Consider the following 467-nt stretch of genomic DNA (forward strand, 5'->3'; position numbering starts at 1 on the left):
AAGCCGTGGCTCCGCCGCAAGCCGTGGCTCCGCCGCCGTTCGAGGTGATCGTCGGCGCCTCGTTGGCGTCGGTGACCGTCACCGCGATGGCCTGCGTGTCGATCAGCGAGCCGTCGGAGACCTGCACCGTCACGTCGTAGATATTGTTGCCGCCGGCGTCGGCCGGCGCCTCGAAGTTCGGTGCCGAGACGAAGGACAGCACGCCGGTCGAGGCATCGATCGTGAACAGCGCGGCGTCCGCGCCGCCCGAGATCGAGTAGGTCTGCGTTGCGCCGGCATCCGGATCGCTCGCCGTGACCGTGGTCACCGCCGTGGTGTTCTCCGCTACCGAGGTCGAAGCCGTGGCTCCGCCGCCGTTCGAGGTGATCGTCGGCGCCTCGTTGGCGTCGGTGACCGTCACCGCGATGGCCTGCGTGTCGATCAGCGAGCCGTCGGAGACCTGCACCGTCACGTCGTAGATATTGTTG

At 68.3% G+C, this 467-nt stretch carries 1 protein-coding gene; it reads right to left on the minus strand.

What is annotated here, in order from left to right; all coding sequences use genetic code 11:
* The coding region (locus AC1DY7_RS31290; RefSeq protein WP_477497645.1) for a cadherin repeat domain-containing protein at positions 1-451 on the minus strand (451 nt) is incomplete at its 3' end.
* Between the last annotated feature and the right edge of the window lie 16 nt (positions 452-467).

Source organism: Mycobacterium sp. P2_H7, from assembly GCF_056403275.1.